Source organism: Nocardioides bizhenqiangii, from assembly GCF_034661235.1.
GTDB lineage: Bacteria > Actinomycetota > Actinomycetes > Propionibacteriales > Nocardioidaceae > Nocardioides > Nocardioides bizhenqiangii.
Genome location: NZ_CP141059.1, coordinates 2,348,769 through 2,367,699, shown reverse-complemented (window position 1 = coordinate 2,367,699; position 18,931 = coordinate 2,348,769). Strand labels below are relative to the sequence as shown.

The window sequence follows — 18,931 nt, the reverse complement described above, 5'->3', positions numbered from 1 at the left end:
ACCACGACGCTCGGGCATCGTGATCCCGTGTCCGAGACGCCGCAGGAGCGCACCGAGGTGGCAGATGCGCCGCCCGCACTGCGCGTGGACCTGCTCGGCACCCTGCGCCTGAGCGTCGACGGCGTCCCCGTCGCGGTGCCGGGCGCCCGGCGGCGCGCAGCGCTGGCGTTGCTGGCGCTGGCCGGAGATCGCGGCGTGACGGCCGAACGTCTGATGACCGCTCTGTGGCCGGACGATCTCCCGGAGAACGCCGCCCAAGCCCTCTACAACCACATATCCAGACTGCGCAGCCATCTGGGTCGTCTCAGCGACCGGCTCCAGCGGCGCGGCGGGGGCTACGCCCTGCGGCTTGATCGGGGCGAGCTCGACGTCGAGGAAGCACGCCGGCTCTCGCGGGCGTCGGCCGCGCCCGGCACCGCTCCGTCGACCCTGGCCTCGACCACGCGGGCTGCACTGGAGCTCTGGCGCGGGAGCGCGTTGGAGGAGTTCCGGTCGCTTCCGGAGCTCGAGGCCGAGGCTGTCGGCCTCGACGAGCTGCGGCTCCGGCTGATCGATGACCTCCTGGAGGCCCGGCTGGCGCTCGGGGACAGGGCCGCAGTGGTGGCGGCGACTTCCGCTGCGCATGCCGCACCGCTCCGTGAGCGAACGGCGCTCCTGCTCGTCCGCGCGTTGGCGGCCGACGGGCGGACCGCCGAAGCGATGGCCGCCGCGCAGGGATACCGGCACCGGCTCGCCGAGGAGACCGGCCTCGACCCCGGTCCTGCCCTCGCCGAGCTCGAGCAACGGGTCGCGTCGGGGACGCTGTCGGGCGGGGACGGCGGTCTGGCGGACGCAGGACCGGGTCCCACCCGAACCGTCGGACGTCCGGACGGCCCGCTCGTCGGCCGCCAGCACGACCGGGAGGAGGTGTTGCGCCTGCTTCAAGCGCACGGCGTCGTGACCCTGACGGGTGCCGGCGGCGTCGGCAAGACCACCTTGGCGATCGACGTCGCGGCCGACCCCACCGCCGCGCCACCGCGAGCCTCGGGTGCCCCTGGAGACGCCGTCGTCGTCGACCTCGCCGCCGTGGACCTCCCCGAACGGGTGTTCCAGGCCGTGGCCACCACGTTGCGTCTGCGGACCAGCAGCGCGGTCCGGCCGGGAGACGTCGCCGCGGCTCTGGCCGGTCAGCCGCTCCTGCTCGTCCTCGACAACTGCGAGCACGTCATCGGCGCCTGCCGCGAGCTGGTGGTGACGCTGCGCCGGCACGCGCCGGATGTCCGCGTGCTGGCGACCTCGCGTGGCACCCTCCAGCTGCCGGGGGAGTACGTCGTCCGGCTTCAGCCGCTCCCCGTGCCCCGCGACTCGAGCGATGTCGTCGCGCTGCGCCGCCAGACCTGTGTCCGCGCGTTCCTGGAGCACGCCCGGCGGCTGCGGCCGGGGTACGACCTCCCCTTTGACGATGCCCCCGACCTGGTCGAGGTGCTGCGCCGGCTCGACGGCCTCCCGCTCGGCATCGAGCTCGCCGCACGGCAGGCCGTCGTGATGCCGCTCCGCGAGGTGCGAGGCCGGCTCGATCGTGCGCTCGATCTCTCGACGGGAAGACAGGACCTCGAGGACGGCAGACAGCGCACGCTGCGCGCCACCATCGACTCCTCCTATCGGCTGCTCGCCGACCACGAGCGTCGTCTGCTCTGCGCTCTCGCGCCGTTCCCTGGTGGGGTCGACGTCGCGACCGTGGAGGCGCTCGCGGCCGACGACCCTGGTGGCGAGGTCGACCCCGTGGACGTCGTCCACCGGCTGGTCGACACCTCGCTGGTCGTCGCCGACCCGTCCTCGGGGCGGTTCCGGCTGCTCTTCACCGTGCGTGCGTTCCTGACCGACGAGCTCCGCCGGGACGGGAACCTCGAGCGGGCGGAACGTCAGTTCGTCGACCGGTGCCTCGCGGTGGCCCGCGAGGTGGGGACCCTCATCATGGGGCCGGACGAACCGCTGGCCGACCGCAGGCTCCGCGCCGAGCTCGACAACTTCCGTGCGGCCCGCGACCTGGCGGCCGCGCGGGGACGCGACGACGTCCGGGTGGGGATGACCCTCGCCCTGGCTGACGCCGCGATCTGGCGCGACGTGCGGGAGCCGTGGAGCTGGGCTCTCGAGATCGCCACCGACGGATCGCTCTCGGATCGTCCGGAGCGGTCGGCGCTGCTCGGCTGTGCAGCTGACGCGGCCCGCCTTCTCGGAGAGCTGGACAAGGCCGAGCGGCTCGGTGAACAGGCCATCGCCGCGGCCGGAACGGGTTTCGAGCCGACGCGCGCCTACGCGGCGCTGGGCTCGGTCGCGCACTTCCGCGGCGACTTCGCGACCGCGCGCCAGCACTGGTTGCGGGGGGCCGAGCAGTCGCCGCCGTGGGCGGCGGGCATGATCGCCTCGGCCGCCCTGGCCGCGTCCTATGACGGCGAGCCGGGAGAGGCCCGGGCACTGCTGGACCGTGCGTTCCGCGAGGTGGCGGTGTCGGGTTGCCTGTCGGAGGCGGCGTTCGCGGCCTACGTCGAGGGGGAGATGCTGGCCCCGACCGATCCCGAGGCGGCGGTCCCGCACTACGTCGAGGCGATCGAGTACGGCTCGCGAGCGGGGGCGGTGTTCGTCGTCGGGGTGGCGCGCGTGGGGTTGGCGTCCGCTCGGACGCGGACCGGCCAGTTCGCGGAGGCGGCGGCCGACTTCGGCCGGCTCTTGGACTCCTGGCGGCGCACCGGTCACAACACCCAGCTGTGGACCACCGCACGCAACGCGGCTGCGTTGCTGGCGGCGACGGGGAGGCAGCGCCTCGCGGCTCTCGTCCTGCTCAGTGCGGACGCCCAGCCTGCGGCTGCGGCTGTCAGCGCGGTGATCGCCCGGCACAGCGGCCGCGCGTACGTGCCGATCTCGGACCTGGTCGACGAAGCGCAGGTGGACGCGCTGCGGGCGGAGGCCGCGCGCCTCGGCCCTCGAAGAGTGCTCCAGCTCCTGGAGGGTGAGCTCGGCGTGGTCGCCCGGATCGAGTGACAGGCGGCCGAAGCCTCGCCGATCAGTTCTCCCGGAGCGCCCACGCCTTCGCGATGTTGAAGAGACCGTAGGCCGCCAGGCCGACGGCGATGCCGCAGAGCAGCACCGGGCCGTACGAGGCGTCGCGCAACCGGTGCAGCGCCTGGTCGAGGCCAGCCGACTTCTGGGCCTCGTGGGTGAAGCCGGCCCAGATGAAGAGCCCTCCGATCAGGCAGAACGCGAGCCCACGCGCGGTGAACCCGGTGCGCGCCAGGATCGTGAGGGCGGTGCCGACGTCGCCGACGTTCGCCTTCGTCTCGAGCTCCTTCCGCCACCGGTCGGACAGGCCCTTGTAGACGGAGAACAGCCCGAACGCCACGATCGCCAGGCCGACGGCGACCACGAGGGCGGGCCCGAACGGCAGCTGCATCACCTGGGCGGTGTAGCCGTCCGTGCTGCCACCGCCACTGGAGCCACCCAGCACGATCTGGATCGAGAGGAACGCGAGCGCCCCGAAGATGATGGCTCGGCCGACCGAGCCGGCCCGCGATGCCAGCCGACGGGCCCCGTCGTGGTCGTTGTGGCCTCCGACCGCCTCGCAGAGCTCCCAGACGGTCACCGCGATCAGACCGAGCGCGACCACGACCAGCGCCACCGACCCCAGCGGCTTCTGGGCGAGCTCGTGGAGGGCGCCCTGACCGGAGACCTCGCCGGCACTGTCCCCGACCGCGAGCGTCACGGCGAGCACGCCGACGACGACGTACACGACGCCGTACATCGCGAACCCGATCCGGGCCATCCATGACAGCGCCGGGTGGTCCCGTGCGTCCCGGGCCTTCTGCTCCGCGCCGCCGCCCGGGTCGCGGGTCGTTGCCTGCTCCGCCATCGTGTGCTCCTGTCGTCAGGTGCTCACTACCCGCGGCGGAGGGGGAGCATCCTCGCGTGAGTGTCACGAGGGCCGGACACCCGGCTCCGCGTACGCTGGACGCATGAGCGTCCGGCGGGTGATGGGCACCGAGGTGGAGTACGGCATCTCGGTCCAGGGCATGCCCACCGCCAACCCGATGGTCGCGTCCTCGCAGGTCGTCAACGCCTACGCCTCGGCGACCGTGCGGGCCCGCCGCGCCCGGTGGGACTTCGAGGAGGAGTCCCCGCTGCGCGACGCACGCGGGTTCGACATGTCGCGGCAGGTCGCCGATCCGACCCAGCTCACCGACGAGGACCTCGGCCTGGCCAACGTCATCCTCACCAACGGGGCCCGTCTCTACGTCGACCACGCGCACCCGGAGTACTCCACGCCCGAGGTCGTCACCCCGCTCGACATCGTCCGGTGGGACAAGGCGGGCGAGCTGGTCATGCTGGACGCCGCCCGGCTGGCCCAGCAGCTGCCCGGCAACCCGTCGATCGTGCTCTACAAGAACAACACCGACAACAAGGGCGCGTCGTACGGTGCGCACGAGAACTACCTGATGCGACGGTCCACGCCGTTCGCCGACATCGTGCGCCACCTGACGCCGTTCTTCGTGAGCCGTCAGGTCATCTGTGGCGCCGGACGGGTCGGCAAGGGGCAGGACGGCCGCGAGGACGGCTACCAGATCAGCCAGCGGGCTGACTTCTTCGAGGTCGAGGTCGGGCTGGAGACCACGCTCAAGCGGCCGATCATCAACACCCGCGACGAGCCGCACGCCGATCCCGAGAAGTACCGCCGGCTGCACGTCATCATCGGCGACGCCAACCTGTCCGAGATCGCGACGTACCTCAAGGTCGGCACGACCGCTCTGGTGCTCTCGATGATCGAGGAGCGGTTCATCGGCAACGACCTCACCGTCGACACGCCGGTCGCCTCCCTGCGCGCGGTCTCGCACGACCCGACGCTCCGCCAGACGATCACGCTGTCGGACGGCCGCCGGCTGACCGGGATCCAGCTGCAGCTGGAGTACCTCGACCTGGCGAAGAAGTACGTCGAGGACCGGCTCGGTGCCGACGCCGACGAGCAGACGCTCGACGTGCTCGCCCGCTGGGAGGACGTGCTCGACCGGCTCGAGCGGGACCCGATGTCGCTCGCCGACCAGCTCGACTGGGTCGCCAAGCTCAAGCTGCTCGAGCAGTACCGCTCCCGCGACGGCCTGGAGTGGGACGACGCCAAGCTCCAGCTGATCGACTACCAGTACTCCGACGTCCGCCCCGAGAAGGGCCTCTACCACCGTCTGGTCAAGGCCGGCCGGATCCAGCGGCTGCTCGGCGACGACGAGGTCGAGCGGGCGATGACCGAGCCCCCCGAGCAGACCCGGGCGTACTTCCGCGGCCGGTGCCTGGAGAAGTACGCCGCCCACGTGGCTGCTGCGTCCTGGGACTCCGTGATCTTCGACCTGCCCGGGCGGGAGTCGCTCCAGCGGGTGCCCACCATGGATCCGATGCGGGGCAGCAAGGCCCACGTCGGCGGCCTGATCGACGCCTGCGACACCGCCGAGGCCCTGGTCGCCGCGCTCAGTCGGTGACTGGACAGCACTTGCGACCGTCGACTGGATAGGCTCCTTGGTTTCGACGCGCCGTCGCGGCCTCGCAAGCTCGGCCGCGGGCTTGCTCAACCTCCCTCGCCACGCCGCGCGCTCCTTCGTCGCGCTCGGCTAGGCTCGGGACATGGCCCAAGAGCAGAAGCAACCGCGCAAGAGCGGCGAGGAGCAGGAGGCGACCGAGGTCGCCCCTGAGTCCGACGTCGCCGAGCGCAAGGAGGCGTTGGACGACGACGTCGACGCGATCCTCGACGAGATCGACGACGTGCTCGAGTCGAACGCCGAGGACTTCGTGAAGTCGTTCATCCAGAAGGGCGGCGAATGAGCACCCGAGGGACCTGCTCGCTGCACTCGCACCTCGGCGGGGACCCCGCATGAACGACGCCCGGATCCCGGAGGGCTACATGCAGCCGGGCATTTCCTCCTTCAGCGACTTCCTGAGCGCCCACGCGCCCGACCTGCTGCCGGCTCGCCGCTCTCTCCCAGCCGGCAGTGCCGCCGAGCTCGCGCCGCACGGCACCACCATCGTCGCGGCGACGTTCCCGGGCGGTCTGGTGATGGCCGGCGACCGCCGCGCCACGATGGGCAACGTGATCGCCCAGCGTGACATCGACAAGGTCTTCCCCGCCGACGAGTTCTCCGTGGTCGGCATCGCCGGCACCGCGGGGCTCGCGGTCGAGATGGTGCGGCTCTTCCAGGTCGAGCTCGAGCACTACGAGAAGATCGAGGGCAGCATCCTGTCCCTCGACGGCAAGGCCAACCGGCTGTCGGCGCTGATCCGCGCCAACCTCGGCATGGCGATGCAGGGGCTGGCCGTCGTACCCATGTTCGCCGGGTTCGACCTCGACCGCGGCATCGGCCGCATCTTCGGCTACGACGTGACCGGCGGTCGCCACGAGGAGACGCACTTCTTCACCGTCGGCTCCGGCTCGCTGTTCGCCCGCGGAGCGATGAAGAAGCTCTATCGCGAGAACCTGAGCGAGATCGAGTGCGTGACGCTCGCGTTGCAGGCGCTGTACGACGCCGCCGACGACGACTCGGCGACCGGCGGGCCCGACCTGACCCGGAGGATCTTCCCGATCATCCACGTGGTGACGGCCGACGGCGGACGCAAGCTGCCCGAGGACGAGATCGCCGAGCTCGCCGACCGGGTGGTCGGCGCCCGGATGGCCCGGCCCGACGGCCCGGTCGCCCCGCTCGACCTGCCGGGTGGGGAGGCGATCCGATGAGCATGCCGTTCTACGTCTCGCCCGAGCAGCTGATGAAGGATCGGGCCGACTTCGCGCGCAAGGGCATCGGGCGCGGCCGCTCGCTGGTCGCCGTGCAGTACGCCGACGGCGTCCTGTTCGTCACCGAGAACCCCTCCCAGGCGCTCCACAAGGTCTCCGAGATCTACGACCGCATCGCGTTCGCGGCGGTGGGCCGCTACAACGAGTTCGAGAACCTGCGGATCGCCGGCGTCCGGCTCGCCGACATGCGGGGCTACTCCTACGACCGGCGCGACGTCACCGGCCGGGGCCTGGCCAACGCCTACGCGCAGACGCTCGGCACCATCTTCTCCAGCGGCGGCGAGAAGCCGTACGAGGTGGAGATCTTCGTGGCCGAGGTCGGTGGGAGCGCGGACGAGGACCAGATCTACCGGCTCACGTACGAGGGCCGGGTCGCCGACGAGCACGGCTACGCCGTCATGGGCGGCGATGCCGAGACGGTGGCGTCCTACCTCGCCGAGCACTACGCCGAGGGCGCTTCCCTCGGCGACGCGCTCGCCGTCGCGGTGGCGGCGCTCGGTCACTCGACCGAGGGCGGCCAGACGACCGATCGGGCGATCCCCGTGACCGATCTCGAGGTCGCCGTGCTCGACCGGGCCCGCCCGCAGCCGCGGAAGTTCGCGCGGATCCGTCCCGCTCGCCTGCAGGAGCTGCTGGGCGACCGCGGACCGACCGAGCACGCCGCGCCGGAGGTGGGTCCGGACGCCCCGTCGTCCATGCCCCCGCCCTCCGCGCCGCCGGCCCAGGACGATCCCGCCGACCCGACGGACCAGGTCAGCGGCGACGTGCCGCCGCTCGAGGACCCCGAGTCCGGCGAGCCGCCTGTCGCCCCTCCGCTCTGACCTGACTGCGCGAGCGCGTCGCATACGCCGCTCGGCGCACGGACCATCGCTCCGCTCGGCCCGCGGCCTTCGCGACGTGCGGCTTCGCCGCCGTGCGCCGCGCTGCCGCGCTCGCAGTTGACGTCGTCTTCGATACAGGTTCGATGGCGGCTTTACAGCTTCCGGAGGCCGCAGACGGCCGGTCCCTCGAGGACCGAGCCGTCGGTGTCGAACCGCGACCCGTGGAGCGGACAGTCCCAGGAGCGCTCGGCGTCGTTCCAGCGCACGGAGCCGCCGAGGTGGGTGCAGATGCCCCTCAACGTGGGTTCGGCATGCTCGGCGTCGCGCCACTGGCGCCGGGCGACGTCCTTGACCATCTCGACGCCCACCCCGACGTTGAACTGGGCCGCCCGGCCGACGCCGGCGACCTCCCGCGGCGTCCAGCTGCTGAAGGCGCGGTGCCACGGAGGCCGCTCCCCGGCGCCGTCCTCGGCGAAGAGAGACTTGGTCACCATCAGTGCTGCCGCGGGAGCTGCGGCCAGGCCCCACTTGTCGAAGCCGGTCGCCACCCAGACCGCGTCGTTGCCGGGCAGCATCCGGCCCACGTAGGGAAGCCCGCTGACCGTCGCCTGGTCCTGCGCGGACCAGGTGTGCGTGACCTCGCCGCCGAAGGTGCTGCGCGCCCAGCCCACCAGGTCCTCGACCCGCGCGGCCTCGGATGCGGCGCGACCGGTGATGTGCCCGTTGCCGCCGACCAGCAGCAGCTCGTCCCCGCCGGCCACGGGCAACGACCGCACCGACCGGTTGGGGGAGTCGGCGGACAGGTACATGCCCTCCGGGACCCACGGCGAACGGAGTGCGGCAGCGTAGGACCGCTGGGGGTGGAGGCGCGCGAAGAAGCCGTGCCGGCGCAGCACCGGCTGTCCGGTCGCGAGGATGACGTGGGCAGCGGTGACGTTCGTCTGCTCGGTGGTGAGGGTCACCTTCCCGTCGCGGTCGCTCAGGTCGGTCAGCCGGCTGCCCTCGAAGAGCTCACCGCCCTCGGCCACCAGCTGGGCGACCAGGGCGTCCATCAGCTCCATCGGGTGCAGCTGCATCTGGTCGGCGAGGCGCACCGCCCCGCGGACCGGGTAGGGCAGCTCGGTCGTCTCCTCCCAGGTCGCGTCGAGCCCCGCGAGGCCGGCCACGGACAGCTCCGCGCGCACCCGCAGCTCGCCCGGCCGGGACGTCGCGTACGTGTAGGCCGGCCGTTCCTGGTAGGCGACGTCGTGCACCTTGCAGAAATCCCGCAGCCAGGCCTGGCCCTCCTGGTTCGCCGTCACGTAGTCGCGGACGACCGAGGGCCCGTTCGTGCGGAGGATCCGGCTCAGGCGGGTGCCCTGCAGCAGGCTGACCTTCGCCGTCGTGTGCCCCGTGGTGCCGTCGCCGACCTGCCGGGCCTCCAGCACCGCAACCCGCCGTCCGGAGCGGGCCATCAGCAGCCCGGTCAGGATCCCGACGATGCCGGCACCGACCACCACGACGTCGTAGCTCGCCGGTGCGGTCAAGGTGGGGTGGGTCGCGCGCGGTCGGTCCAGCCACAGCGGGGTCATCGAAGTCATGCGGGCGCGGTACCCGGTGCAGACATCCCCCAGACCCGGGCTCCGCCCCGTAGGCTCTAGGCGTGGACCGCCGCATCTTCGGGATCGAGAACGAGTACGGCGTCACCTGCACGTTCAAGGGGCAGCGCCGGCTGAGCCCGGACGAGGTGGCGCGCTACCTGTTCCGCAAGGTGGTGTCCTGGGGGCGGTCCAGCAACGTCTTCCTCCGCAACGGGGCCCGGCTCTACCTCGACGTCGGCAGTCACCCGGAGTACGCCACTCCCGAGTGCGACGACGTGGTCGAGCTGGTCACGCACGACAAGGCGGGGGAGCGGGTCCTCGAGGGCCTGCTGCTCGACGCCGAGCAGCGGCTGCACGACGAGGGCATCGCCGGCGAGATCTACCTCTTCAAGAACAACACCGACTCCGCCGGCAACTCCTACGGCTGCCACGAGAACTACCTGGTCAGCCGGGCGGGCGAGTTCAGCCGGCTCGCCGACGTGCTGATCCCGTTCCTCGTCACCCGGCAGATCATCGTCGGGGCCGGCAAGGTCACCCAGACGCCGAGGGGTACGTCGTACTCCGTCAGCCAGCGGGCAGAGCACATCTGGGAGGGCGTCTCGAGCGCCACCACCCGCAGCCGGCCGATCATCAACACCCGCGACGAGCCGCACGCCGACGCGGAGAAGTACCGCCGGCTCCACGTGATCGTCGGCGACAGCAACATGAGCGAGACCACCACGATGCTGAAGGTGGCGTCCTGCGACCTGGTGCTGCGGATGATCGAGGAGGGCGTCGTGATGCGCGACCTCACGATGGAGAACCCGATCCGGGCGATCCGGGAGATCTCCCACGACGTCACCGGCCGGCGCAAGATCCGGCTGGCCAACGGCCGTGAGGCGAGCGCGCTCGACATCCAGGGTGAGTACCTCTCCAAGGCTCGGGACTTCGTCGATCGACGAGGCATCAGCACGCCCCTGATCGAGCGGACGCTCGACCTGTGGGAGCGGGGCCTCAAGGCGGTCGAGTCCGACGACCTCGGCCTCGTCGACCGCGAGATCGACTGGGTGATCAAGTGGAAGCTCATCGACCGCTACCGCGCGAAGCACGGCCTGCCGCTGAGCCACCCCCGCGTCGCTCAGCTCGACCTCGCCTACCACGACATCCACCGCAACCGTGGCCTCTACTACCTGCTCGAGAAGCGTGGTGCGGTCGCCCGGGTCAGCAGCGACCTCCGCATCTTCGAGGCCAAGTCGGTGCCGCCGCAGAACACTCGCGCCCGGTTGCGCGGCGAGTTCATCCGCAAGGCGCAGGAGCGCCGTCGCGACTTCACCGTCGACTGGGTGCACCTCAAGCTCAACGACCAGGCGCAGCGGACGGTGCTGTGCAAGGACCCGTTCCGGGCCTACGACGAACGGGTCCAGCGCCTGATCGACGGGATGTAGGCGTCGTCAGCCGGCAGCGCGGCGGGAGGCGTCCTTCGCAAGCTTGCTTGCTCCACCTGACGCCGAAGACGCGCTCGGCAAATTCAACTTGTATGGTTTCGGCGTGCTCAGCCGACTGACCCGTCCCACCGCGCTCACCGCCGTCTCGCTGTGCGCCCTCGCCGTCCTCACGGCCTGCGGCGACGACTCGCCGGAGGGCGAGACCGCCTCGGGTTTCGACGCGGTGGAGGTGTCCGGACCGGTCGGTGAGGTCCCCGAGGTCGACTGGTCGGCGATGCTCGAGCCCGGCGAGACCGAGGCCCAGGTCGTCGAGGAGGGAGACGGCGCCGTCATCGAGGACGGTGACAAGGTGCTCACCAACCTTGCGATCTCCAACGACTTCGGCCAGGACATCTCGTTCGACACCTACTCCGACCAGGGAGTCCTCCTCGAGGTCGGCTCGGAGGCCGAGCCCGCGCAGGTGGTCGACCTGATGACGCAGCTGGTCAAGGACGAGATCGAACCCGGCACGACCACGGTCGGCACCCGGGTCGCGATCGTCGCTGACGCCGAGGAGGAGTTCGGCGACCTCGCGCTCAACCTGTCTTCGCTCGGGATCGGCAACGAGGACGGGTTCGTCCTGGTCGCCGACTTCGAGGCCGTCGCGCTCGACGGACCGGAGGGCAAGACCCGGCCCGCTCCGGCTTGGGCGCCCGAGATCGTGCAGGAGAAGGGGAAGCCGACCGCGCTCGACTCCTCCGGCCTCCCCGAGCCCGACCCGAAGGCGACCGAGCTCGGCAAGGCCGTCCTGGTCGAGGGCACCGGCCCGGTCGTCGAGAAGGGCCAGCAGATCGTGGCCAACTACATCGGCCAGGTCTACGGCGCGAAGAAGCCCTTCGACAGCGGGTACGCCCGGCCCGACCCGGCGATCTTCGAGATCGGCACCGGAGCCGTGGTGAAGGGCTGGGACCAGGGGCTCGTCGGCGAGAAGGTCGGCAGCCGCGTCCTGCTCGAGATCCCCCCGAAGCTCGGGTACGGCAAGAAGGGTCAGGGTGAGGACATCCCCGGCGACTCCACCCTGTACTTCGTCGTCGACATCCTGGCCGCAGCGTGATCCGCTAGGACCATGCCTGCGCCGAAGAGCGAGCGCCTGCTCAACCTCCTCATCATGCTCCTGGTCCAGCGGCGCCCGATCGCGAAGGACCGGATCCGGGAGCTGCTCTACCCCGACTCGCGCCCGGACGCGTTCGAGAAGATGTTCGAGCGCGACAAGGACGAGCTGCGGAGCCTCGGCGTACCCGTCGAGGTCGCCCAGCTCGACCCGCTCTTCGACGACGAGATCGGCTACCGGATCCCGCCCGACCAGTTCGCGCTGCCGGACGTCTCGCTGACGCCGGAGGAGGCCGCGGTCGTGAGCCTCGCGTCCCGGGTCTGGCAGCAGGCGACGATGGCGCAGGCCACCACCGACGCCGTCCGCAAGCTCAACGCCGCGGGCATCGACGTCGACCTGACCGCGCTCGAGATCGCCCAGCCGCGCCTGACGGCCGATGAGCCGGCGTTCGCGACCTGCTGGGAGGCGGTCTGCGACCGGACCTGCATCGAGTTCGACTACCAGCGGCCGGACGAGGAAGCGGCCCGCCGCCGCCACCTCCAGCCGTGGGGCATGGTGCGGACGTCGGGACGCTGGTACCTCGTCGGCTTCGACACCGACCGGCAGGCCGAACGGGTGTTCCGGCTCGACCGGGTGACCGGCACGGTGCGCAAGGTCGGACCCGCCCGGGCGTACGACGTACCGCCGGACACGGATCTCCGCGAGGTGATCGACCGGCTGGCGCCGGTCCCCGCCGCCGAGCGCGCCGTGCTGCTGGTGCGCAAGGAGACCGGGCACAGCTTCCGGCGCCGTGCCGCGCGGGTGAAGGAGGGCGTCGACGGCCCCGACACCCGCACGACCTGGGACTGCGTCGAGCTGGACCGCCCGGCGCGCGGGTTCGTCGACGAGGTGCTCTACCACGGGCCGGACGTCGTGCTGCTGGAACCGGCAGCCCTCCGCGCAGAGGTCATCGGACGGCTCGAGGCGGTCGCCGGATGACGACGTCGACGACCGCGGCCCCGGGCGCCCGCGACCAGGTCGCCCGCCTGCTCACCCTGGTGCCGTTCTTGCACCACCGCGACCAGGTCCGGCTCGCCGACGCCGCCGACCTGCTCGGGACCTCACCCGCCCAGGTGCTGGGCGACCTCAAGGTGCTCTTCATGTGCGGCCTCCCCGGCGGGCTGCCCGACGACCTGATCGACGTCGACCTCGACGCCATCGAGTCCGACGAAGGCGGGCCGGTCAGCGACGGCGTCATCCGGATCGAGAACGCCGACTACCTCGCCCGGCCGCTGCGGCTGAGCCCGACCGAGGCCTCGGCCGTCATGGTCGCCCTGCACACGCTGCGGGACGTCTCGCCCCGCGACACCCAGCTGATCATCGACGGGGTCCTCGCCAAGCTCGAGGCGGCCGCGAGCACCGCCGCGGCGTCGCGGCGGATCGCCGTCGACGCGCGGTCGGACGAGGTGGCGCTGATCGCGCTGTCCGACACGCTCGTGCGTGCGGCTGACGAACGCCGCCAGGTGCGCCTGACCTACCACGTGCCGGCCCGCGACGAGCTCTCCGAGCGGGTCGTGGACCCCCACGGGGTGGTGGCGCACGGTCGGTTCCACTACCTCGACGCGTGGTGCCACACTGCCGGGAGCGACCGGCTGTTCCGCCTCGACCGGATCACCGAGGCCACCGTGCTCGACACTCCGATCGTGACCGAGCCGCGGGAGCCCCGCGAGGTCAACGAGGGCCTGCTGACCGGCGAGGCGCCTCCCGGCGGCACGGTCGCCACCCTGGTCCTGCAACCGGCGGCCGACTGGGTGCCGCTCTACTACCCCATGCAGGAGGTGCGGCCACGGGGCGACGGCGTCCTCGAGGTGGACCTGCCGGTGGCCGACCCGCGGTGGCTGATGCGACTGTTGCTGCGGCTGGCGCCCCACGCCGCCGTCGTCGCCCCCGAAGAGTTCACCGAGACTTTCACAGCGACAGCACAGGAGACCCTCGCCCTGTATCGGTGACGGCGGCGTACTATTGAGGGCGGCAGCAACCGCTGCCGTAGCGACGATGAGAGTTGGTTGACGTGCTTCCGATGATCTGGACGCCGCAGGGCGCTGAATGGCTGGTGATCCTCGCAATCGTGATCCTGGTCTTCGGTGCCGCGAAGCTGCCCGAGCTCGCGCGCGGCACGGGCCAGGCGCTGCGGATCTTCAAGGCCGAGACCAAGGGCCTTCGCGATGACGACGAGGACGGGAAGCCGGAGCCGAAGCCGACGCCGGCCGGCGAGTTGAACGCCGCCGACGAGGTCGCCGAGGGCGAGATCGTCGACGAGCGCAAGCACAACGCCTGAGCAGCACTTGTCGCTCACCGGAGTCCTCCAGCTTTTCGTTGGCAGGCCGGTCCACCCTGTCGGTCCGGATGGCCGGATGGCCCTGTCGGACCACCTGCGGGAGCTTCGTGCTCGGATCCTGAAGGCAGCTCTCGTCATCGTGGCTGCGTTCGTGGTGGCGCTGTTCTTCTTCGACCCGCTGTTCCAGCTGGTGCTCGACCCTTACCTCCAGGCGCAGGAGTCGTTGCCGGACGGCCAGACCGAAGCCACGACCGGAGGTGCCGCCGGCGGCTTCCTGCTCTACCTCAAGCTGTGCGGTCTGGCGGCACTGGTCGGGTCCAGCCCGTTCTGGCTGTACCAGATCTGGGCGTTCATCCTTCCCGGCCTGCACTCCAACGAGAAGAAGTGGACCGGGATCTTCGCGGCCATCGCGGGGCCGCTGTTCATCGCCGGCGTCGTGCTCGGCTACCTGACCCTGCCGCTCGGCCTCGAGATCCTGATCGGCTTCACTCCTGCAGACCTCACCAACCTGGTCGAGTTCAACGACTACCTGGTGTTCTTCACCCGGAGCCTTCTCGTCTTCGGCATCGCCTTCGAGATCCCGGTGTTCGTCGTCCTGCTCAACCTGGCCGGCGTCGTCAAGGGCCGGTCGTTGGGGGCCCACCGACCGTGGATCATCATCGGCTGCTTCCTGTTCGCTGCCGTCGCGACGCCGTCGGGCGACCCGTTCACGATGACCTTCATGGCGGTGCCGATGGTGGTCCTGTTCGTGATCTCCGAGGTGATCGCCCGGTTCAACGACCGGCGGCGCGCGAGAGCCAACATCAACGCGGGGCTGAGCCCCGACGAGGCGTCTCCGCTGTGACCGGTCCTGATCCGCGCACGGCGTGCAGCGAGGTCGACGCGTTCGACCTGCCGGAGTGGCTCGGCACCGACCCGGTGACCTGGTCCGCGGTGGGTCCGCTCCGGCTCGGGATCGTGCCCGGCGTGATCTGCAGCGACACGAGCGGTGTCGAGCTCGCGTGCGACCTGATGGCGGGCGACGTCGCCTACCCGGTGATGGTCGCGGACGAGCAGACCAGGGTCCGGATCCACCAGGCGTGGCGCCACGGCCAGGTCCACCTGGTACGGCGCGGCGACCGGCTCACGCTCGGTGCGCCCGGGACCGACTTCACGGCACCGCGGGTCCTCGACGCGATCGGTCGGCTCGCGAAGGCGGTCGGTGCGCCGCCCGGCCACTTCGCGGTGCGGCTCCGGGTCGCCCGTGACGGATCGGGCTGGGACCGGGGTGCGGGATAGGGCCCGTCGATAGGTTGGGCACCGTGACCCGCGAGATCGCCCTCCTCACCAATCCCACGGCGGGCAAGGGTCGCGCCCGACGGGTCCGGAACGAGACGCTGCCGCTGCTCCACGGAGCCGGTTGGCGGGTCCGGTCGATCGAGGGCCGTGACGCCGGCGAGGCGGCCGACCTGGCCCGCAAGGCCGTCGCCGACGGCGTCGACGCGCTGGTCGTCTGCGGCGGCGACGGGCTGGTCCACCTCGCGCTGCAGGTGCTGGCGGGGACGGAGGTACCCCTGGGCATCCTGCCGGCCGGCACTGGCAACGACGCCGCCCGATCGGTCGGCATCCCATTGCGCGACCCGGCGGGCGCCGCAGGCCGGCTGCTCGCGTGGGAGCCCCGGCGGATCGACCTGGCCCGTTCGGGCGACCGTTGGTTCGCGGCCGTGCTCGCCGCCGGGTTCGACGCGGTCGTCAACGAGCGCGCCAACGAGATGACCTGGCCGCGCGGCCAGATGCGCTACAACCTCGCCACTCTCGCCGAGCTGCGCACCTTCGAGCCGCTGCACTACGAGATCGACCTCGATGGTGAGCAGCTCCAGCTCCAAGCGATGCTGGTCGCGATCGCCAACGGGCCGTCGTTCGGCGGTGGCCTCCGGATCGCCGAGGGCGCGATCCTGGACGACGGGCTGCTCGACGTGGTGGTCATCGGCCCGATGAGCAAGCGTGAGCTGGTCCGGACCTACCCGAAGCTGTTCCGCGGCACGCACGTGCACCATCCCCAGTTCTCCCGCCACCTGGCCCGGCGGGTCACCGTGGCGTGCCCGGGCATCGTCGGCTACGCCGACGGCGAGAGGTACGGTGCCTTGCCGCTCACGGTCGAGTGCGTCCCCCAAGCCCTCACGGTGCTCACATGAGCGTCTTCGACGGCTTCGCGGCGACCTTCCCGTTCGAGCTCGACCAGTTCCAGATCGACGCCTGCCGCGCCCTCGAGGCCGGCCATGGCGTGCTGGTGGCCGCGCCGACCGGCGCCGGCAAGACGCTGGTGGGCGAGTTCGCCGTGCAGCTGGCCATCGAGACCGGCCGCAAGTGCTTCTACACGACGCCGATCAAGGCGCTGTCGAACCAGAAGTACCACGACCTCGTCGCCCGCTACGGCCCCGAGCGCGTCGGCCTCCTGACCGGCGACACCACCGTCAACGGCGAGGCGCCGGTGGTCGTGATGACCACCGAGGTGCTCCGCAACATGCTCTACGCCGGGTCGCGGACGCTGATCGGGCTCGGGTTCGTCGTGATGGACGAGGTGCACTACCTCGCCGACCGTGCGCGGGGTGCGGTGTGGGAGGAGGTGATCATCCACCTTCCGGAGTCCGTGACCGTGGCTTCGCTGTCGGCGACGGTCTCCAATGCCGAGGAGTTCGGCGAGTGGCTTGAGACCGTCCGCGGCGAGACCCGGACGATCGTCGCCGAGCGGCGGCCGGTGCCGCTCTACCAGCACGTCATGGTCGGCCGTCGGCTCCTCGACCTGTTCGCGTCCTCCGACGTGGACGCCTCCGCGGGATTCGTGCGGGAGGGCGCTCCGGTCAACGACGAGCTGATGCGGATCGCCCGCGACGACTGGGCGAGCACCCGACTGATGCGCGACCGCCGGTCGCCCCGCAAGGGCAAGCCCGGCTCGTCGAAGAACCCGCGGAGCGTCGGCAACGGCCGTCGGGTCTGGATCCCCGGGCGGATCGACGTGCTCGACCGGCTGGAGCGCGAGCTGCTGCTGCCTGCGATCGTGTTCATCTTCAGCCGTGCGGGGTGTGACGCCGCCGTCCAGCAGTGCCTCGACGCCAACCTCCGGCTCAACACCCCCGAGGAGCGCGACGAGGTGCTCTCGTTCGTCGAGCAGACCGTGGGCGCGCTCCCGGGCGCCGATCTCGAGGTGCTCGGCTACCACGACTTCCTCGACGGGCTCAGCCGTGGCGTCGCCGCTCACCACGCCGGGATGCTCCCGGCGTTCAAGGAGTGCGTCGAGTCTCTCTACCTGCGCGGTCTGGTCAAGGTGGTGTTCGCGACCGAGACCCTTGCCCTCGGGATCAACATGCCGGCGCGGACCGTCGTCCTCGAGAAGTTGACGAAGTGGAACGGCGAGACGCACGCCGACATCACCCCGGGGGAGTACACCCAGCTCACTGGTCGGGCCGGCCGCCGCGGCCTCGACATCGAGGGGCACGCGGTCGTCCTCTGGCAGCCGGGCATGAACCCGCGCGAGCTGGCCGGTCTGGCGTCGACGCGCACCTACCCGCTCCGTTCGTCCTTCCGGCCCTCCTACAACATGGCGGTCAACCTGGTGCACCAGTACGGTCGCCACCGCTCGCGGGAGCTCCTCGAGCAGTCGTTCGCCCAGTTCCAGGCCGACCGGGCGGTGGTCGGGCTCGCCCGGCAGCTGCGCAAGGCCGAGGACGCGCTGTCAGGGTACGCAGAGGCGGCCAAGTGCCACCTCGGCGACTTCCTCGAGTACGCCGACCTGCGCCGCCAGGTCAACGACCTCGAGAAGGACGCGAAGCGCTCGCGCCGCGCGGAGCGGCGCGACGAGGCGGCGACGTCCCTCGAGCGGCTCAAGCCGGGGGACGTGATCGTGGTGCCGGCCGGGAAGTACGCCGGTCCGGCGGTGGTGGTCGAGCCCGGCCTGTCCGAGCACGGGCACCGTCCGCTCGTCGTGACGGCGACCCGGCAGTCCAAGCGACTGGCCGCGCCGGACTTCCCGGTGCCGGTCGAGGCCGTGGGGCGGATCCGGCTGCCGAAGCGGTTCGACGGCCGCAACCCGCACCAACGCAAGCAGGTGGCGGAGTCCATCCGCCAAGCCGTCGAGCACCTCCCGCACTCGGTCACCCGGCCGCGCCTGGAAAAGGGCTCGGTCGATCCCGCGGTCGCGGCCGAGGTCTCCGCCCTGCGCGACCGGCTGCGGTCCCACCCCTGCCACAGCTGCCCCGAGCGGGAGGACCACGCGCGCTGGACCGAGCGCTACTTCAAGCTGCAGCGCGACACCGAGACCCTCGCGCGGCGAGTGGAGCGTCGTACCAACACCGTCGCGCGGGAGTTCGACCGCGTGTGCGAGGTGCTCGACGCCCTCAAGTACCTCGACGGGGACCGGGTCACCGACCGCGGCCGGGGCCTGATGCGGATCTACTCCGACCTCGACCTGGTCGCGGCCGAGGCGCTGCGCGAGCGGATGTGGGACGACCTGTCGCCCTCCCAGCTCGCTGCGGTGCTGTCGGTGCTGGTCTACGAGGCCCGTCGCCCCGACGAGTCGGCACCGCGGCTCCCGGGCGGCGCGATCGCGGCGACGATCGAGGCGATGCAGCGGCTGTGGGTGGAGCTCGAGCAGCTCGAGAAGGACCACCGGCTGGCCTTCCTGCGCGCCCCGGACCCCGGCTTCGCGTGGACGGCGTACCGCTGGGCCGAGGGCGACGCGCTCGACGAGATCCTCGTCCGTGCCGACCTGACTGCGGGAGACTTCGTGCGCCAGATGAAGCAGCTGGTCGACTTCGCCGGTCAGATCGCGGACGCTGCAGGGGACTCCCCGGTGCGGAAGACGGCGCGCGCGACGATCGATCTGCTGCGCCGGGGAATCGTGTCGCCGGACTGACACGAGCGA

General features: G+C 71.4%; 16 protein-coding genes. 14 read left to right on the top strand and 2 right to left on the bottom strand.

Translation table 11 applies throughout. The annotated features are described in order from the left end of the window. The first annotated feature begins 27 nt into the window (after nucleotides 1-27). Nucleotides 28-3,018, top strand: a complete 2,991-nt coding sequence (locus SHK19_RS11450) for a BTAD domain-containing putative transcriptional regulator (RefSeq protein ID WP_322936297.1) — start codon at nucleotides 28-30, stop codon at nucleotides 3,016-3,018. Between the two features lie 22 nt (nucleotides 3,019-3,040). On the opposite strand, the gene SHK19_RS11445 is transcribed toward SHK19_RS11450, so the two are convergent. Beyond that, a complete protein-coding gene (locus tag SHK19_RS11445; RefSeq protein ID WP_322455090.1) occupies nucleotides 3,041-3,883 on the bottom strand; it encodes a DUF1206 domain-containing protein in 843 nt (280 codons plus the stop codon). A gap of 103 nt (nucleotides 3,884-3,986) precedes the next feature. Between SHK19_RS11445 and dop the strand changes: the two genes are divergently transcribed. From dop to prcA, 4 genes are all read left to right on the top strand, one after another. Next, nucleotides 3,987-5,495, top strand: a complete 1,509-nt coding sequence (dop, locus tag SHK19_RS11440; RefSeq protein WP_322455089.1) for a depupylase/deamidase Dop — start codon at nucleotides 3,987-3,989, stop codon at nucleotides 5,493-5,495. Between the two features lie 142 nt (nucleotides 5,496-5,637). Beyond that, complete coding sequence (locus SHK19_RS11435; RefSeq protein WP_322455088.1) at nucleotides 5,638-5,835, top strand: ubiquitin-like protein Pup; 198 nt, start codon at nucleotides 5,638-5,640, stop codon at nucleotides 5,833-5,835. 49 nt (nucleotides 5,836-5,884) lie between these two features. Further along, nucleotides 5,885-6,739, top strand: coding sequence for a proteasome subunit beta (gene prcB, locus SHK19_RS11430; protein WP_322455087.1), 855 nt, complete (start codon nucleotides 5,885-5,887; stop codon nucleotides 6,737-6,739). Further along, entirely contained in the window at nucleotides 6,736-7,620 is an 885-nt protein-coding gene (gene prcA / locus SHK19_RS11425; RefSeq protein ID WP_322455086.1) for a proteasome subunit alpha, read from the top strand. The genes prcB and prcA overlap by 4 nt, the downstream gene beginning before the upstream one ends. Nucleotides 7,621-7,772: 152 nt before the next feature. Here prcA and SHK19_RS11420 read toward each other — a convergent pair whose 3' ends face one another. After that, a complete protein-coding gene (locus tag SHK19_RS11420) occupies nucleotides 7,773-9,200 on the bottom strand; it encodes an FAD-dependent oxidoreductase (protein WP_322936296.1) in 1,428 nt (475 codons plus the stop codon). Between the two features lie 62 nt (nucleotides 9,201-9,262). On the opposite strand from SHK19_RS11420, the gene pafA reads away from it, so the two are divergent. The 9 genes from pafA (at nucleotide 9,263) to SHK19_RS11375 (ending at nucleotide 18,922) form a co-directional block, all read left to right on the top strand. After that, complete coding sequence (gene pafA / locus SHK19_RS11415) at nucleotides 9,263-10,624, top strand: Pup--protein ligase (RefSeq protein ID WP_322455084.1); 1,362 nt, start codon at nucleotides 9,263-9,265, stop codon at nucleotides 10,622-10,624. Between the two features lie 103 nt (nucleotides 10,625-10,727). Continuing rightward, nucleotides 10,728-11,717 carry an FKBP-type peptidyl-prolyl cis-trans isomerase gene (locus SHK19_RS11410; RefSeq protein WP_322936295.1) on the top strand — a complete coding sequence of 330 codons (990 nt, stop codon included), beginning with the start codon at nucleotides 10,728-10,730 and terminating at the stop codon, nucleotides 11,715-11,717. Nucleotides 11,718-11,729: 12 nt separating this feature from the next. Next, entirely contained in the window at nucleotides 11,730-12,692 is a 963-nt protein-coding gene (locus tag SHK19_RS11405) for a helix-turn-helix transcriptional regulator (RefSeq protein ID WP_322455082.1), read from the top strand. After that, on the top strand, nucleotides 12,689-13,702 hold the full coding sequence (locus tag SHK19_RS11400; RefSeq protein ID WP_322455081.1) for a helix-turn-helix transcriptional regulator: 1,014 nt from the start codon (nucleotides 12,689-12,691) through the stop codon (nucleotides 13,700-13,702). Before SHK19_RS11405 ends, SHK19_RS11400 begins: the two co-directional genes overlap by 4 nt. A 71-nt stretch (nucleotides 13,703-13,773) precedes the next feature. Further along, complete coding sequence (gene tatA / locus SHK19_RS11395; RefSeq protein ID WP_322455080.1) at nucleotides 13,774-14,031, top strand: twin-arginine translocase TatA/TatE family subunit; 258 nt, start codon at nucleotides 13,774-13,776, stop codon at nucleotides 14,029-14,031. A 76-nt stretch (nucleotides 14,032-14,107) separates the two neighbouring features. After that, complete coding sequence (gene tatC, locus SHK19_RS11390; RefSeq protein WP_322455079.1) at nucleotides 14,108-14,875, top strand: twin-arginine translocase subunit TatC; 768 nt, start codon at nucleotides 14,108-14,110, stop codon at nucleotides 14,873-14,875. Next, complete coding sequence (locus SHK19_RS11385) at nucleotides 14,872-15,309, top strand: hypothetical protein (RefSeq protein WP_322455078.1); 438 nt, start codon at nucleotides 14,872-14,874, stop codon at nucleotides 15,307-15,309. Before tatC ends, SHK19_RS11385 begins: the two co-directional genes overlap by 4 nt. Nucleotides 15,310-15,332: 23 nt before the next feature. After that, nucleotides 15,333-16,205 (top strand): diacylglycerol kinase, encoded by an 873-nt coding sequence (locus SHK19_RS11380; protein WP_322936294.1) that lies wholly within the window; start codon nucleotides 15,333-15,335, stop codon nucleotides 16,203-16,205. After that, nucleotides 16,202-18,922, top strand: a complete 2,721-nt coding sequence (locus SHK19_RS11375) for a DEAD/DEAH box helicase (protein ID WP_322936293.1) — start codon at nucleotides 16,202-16,204, stop codon at nucleotides 18,920-18,922. The genes SHK19_RS11380 and SHK19_RS11375 overlap by 4 nt, the downstream gene beginning before the upstream one ends. The last annotated feature ends 9 nt before the right edge of the window (nucleotides 18,923-18,931 follow it).

Coding starts and splice junctions, on each gene's coding strand:
- SHK19_RS11445 (WP_322455090.1), bottom strand. CDS start 3,883: ATGGCGGAGCAGGCAACGACCCGCGACCCGGGCGGCGGCGCGGAGCAG.
- dop (WP_322455089.1), top strand. CDS start 3,987: ATGAGCGTCCGGCGGGTGATGGGCACCGAGGTGGAGTACGGCATCTCG.
- SHK19_RS11435 (WP_322455088.1), top strand. CDS start 5,638: ATGGCCCAAGAGCAGAAGCAACCGCGCAAGAGCGGCGAGGAGCAGGAG.
- prcB (WP_322455087.1), top strand. CDS start 5,885: ATGAACGACGCCCGGATCCCGGAGGGCTACATGCAGCCGGGCATTTCC.
- prcA (WP_322455086.1), top strand. CDS start 6,736: ATGAGCATGCCGTTCTACGTCTCGCCCGAGCAGCTGATGAAGGATCGG.
- SHK19_RS11420 (WP_322936296.1), bottom strand. CDS start 9,200: ATGACTTCGATGACCCCGCTGTGGCTGGACCGACCGCGCGCGACCCAC.
- SHK19_RS11405 (WP_322455082.1), top strand. CDS start 11,730: ATGCCTGCGCCGAAGAGCGAGCGCCTGCTCAACCTCCTCATCATGCTC.
- SHK19_RS11400 (WP_322455081.1), top strand. CDS start 12,689: ATGACGACGTCGACGACCGCGGCCCCGGGCGCCCGCGACCAGGTCGCC.
- tatA (WP_322455080.1), top strand. CDS start 13,774: ATGATCTGGACGCCGCAGGGCGCTGAATGGCTGGTGATCCTCGCAATC.
- tatC (WP_322455079.1), top strand. CDS start 14,108: ATGGCCCTGTCGGACCACCTGCGGGAGCTTCGTGCTCGGATCCTGAAG.
- SHK19_RS11375 (WP_322936293.1), top strand. CDS start 16,202: ATGAGCGTCTTCGACGGCTTCGCGGCGACCTTCCCGTTCGAGCTCGAC.